The organism is Siccirubricoccus soli (assembly GCF_024178315.1).
Taxonomy (GTDB): Bacteria; Pseudomonadota; Alphaproteobacteria; order Acetobacterales; family Acetobacteraceae; genus Siccirubricoccus; species Siccirubricoccus soli.
Window position 1 is genome coordinate 1 of the sequence record NZ_JAMZIK010000003.1, and the last position, 1,727, is coordinate 1,727.

The following is a 1,727-nucleotide window of genomic DNA, read 5'->3' on the forward strand; positions in this document are numbered from 1 at the left end:
CGGCGCAGGAGGCCTGCACGATCGCAAACTCATCGCCGCCCAGGCGGGCGACCAGATCGGATCCGCGCACGACGCCCTGGAGCCTCTCGGATACCAAGCGCAGCAGGGCATCGCCCGCCGGATGGCCCAGCGTATCATTCACCGCCTTGAAGCCATCGAGGTCGAGATAGAGCACTGCCTTGGACACATAGCTCTCGGCCACGGCGCGTTCCAGGCGCTCCCGGAACAGGACGCGGTTCGGCAGGCCGGTCAGCACGTCGTGCCGCGCCATATGCGTGATCTTCTCCTGCGCGAGGAGCCTGTCCTGCTCCGCACGCCGCCTTTCGGTGATGTCGCGGAAGAAAATCGAAAGCCCCTCCGGCGTCGGATAGGCCTGGACCTCGAACCACGCATTGAGCGCCGGCAGGAATTCCTCGAAGGCCACCGGAAGCTGCTGTGCCAAGGCGCGCCGGTACTGCCGGGCGAAGATCCCCTCCACCTCCTCAGGGAACATGTCCCAGAGGTTGATGCCGATCTCGGGGCGCCTGGCGGCAAGCGCCCGGCTGGCATTCCCATTCAGATAGGTCAGGCGCCAGTCGCGATCGACGACGATGACGCTGTCCATGGTGCTTTCCAGCACGGAGGAGAGGCGGGCGGCGGCGGCCTCGGCCTCCTGCTTTGCCTGCTCGGTCGCCTCACGGGCCTGCCTGATGTCCGTCACATCATGGGCGATCGACAGGATGCGGGCTGGACGGCCATCGGCATCAGGAATGGGCACGATACCGATTTCGAGCCATTGTACTGCACCGCTCCGCATGATGCGGTGAGCCTCATGCTGCGAAGGAATTCCCGCTTTCGCCATTGCCAGCGCTTGGCGTGCCTCATCGGCATAGTCCACGGGCAGGTTCTCGGCCCAGTTCCCCCCCTGCTCGGCCTCCAGGATGCGATAGCCCGCCCGGTTCATGAATTGCAGGCTGCCCTCCAGGTCAAGCACGCGGATGCAGTTCGGGCTGCTTTCCAGAACGCTGCGCGCGAAGGCCTCGCTCTCCCGCAGTGCCGCTTCCATGGCCCGCCGCTCGGTGATGTCGGTGACCGAGCCGACGTAGCCGAGAAAGCTGCCATCCACTCCAAAGCGCGGCCGGCCCTGATCGATCACCCAGCCCCAGCTGCCATCTGCGCGTCGGAGGCGGAACTCGGTGCGATAGGGCTGACACAGGGCATGGGCCGCCATGAACTCCTGCCCCGCCCTCTCGCGATCCTTGGGATGGACCGCCTGCAGCCACCCGTGCCCGAGCGATTCAGCCTCCGCCAAGCCGGTCATCTCAAGCCAGCCGCGGCTCACGAAGGTGCCAAGACCGTCCGCGTCGCACATCCAGATGGCGACGGGGGCATCGTCCGACATAACGCGAAAGCGCAACTCGCTTTCCCGCAGGGCGATCTCGGCCAGCTTCCGGTCGTGGATATCCTCCAGCGTGCCGTACCACCGGATGACCCGCCCCTCATCGTCCCGCCGGGCAGTTGCGCGCACGTGCACCCAGCGGTCGCGGCCATCCGCCTGGATGTACCGGCATTCCAGGGAACAAGGCTCGCCGGTCTGGACGGCGTGCTGCCACTGGCCAAGCACCTCGGCGCGTTCATCGGGATGCAGGGCGGTGGCAAAGCCCCTGCCAAGAGTCTCCTCGTATGTCAGGCCGGTCCGTTCGCACCAACGCGTCCCGACGTCGAGAACCATCCCCTCCGCATCCGCT

1 protein-coding gene is annotated in these 1,727 nt (G+C 66.4%); it reads right to left on the reverse strand.

What is annotated here, in order from left to right; translation table 11 throughout:
• Positions 1–1,711, reverse strand: a 1,711-nt coding sequence (locus NJ376_RS00385; protein WP_252951229.1) for a sensor domain-containing protein, incomplete at its 3' end; no start/stop codon positions are given.
• Between the last annotated feature and the right edge of the window lie 16 nt (positions 1,712–1,727).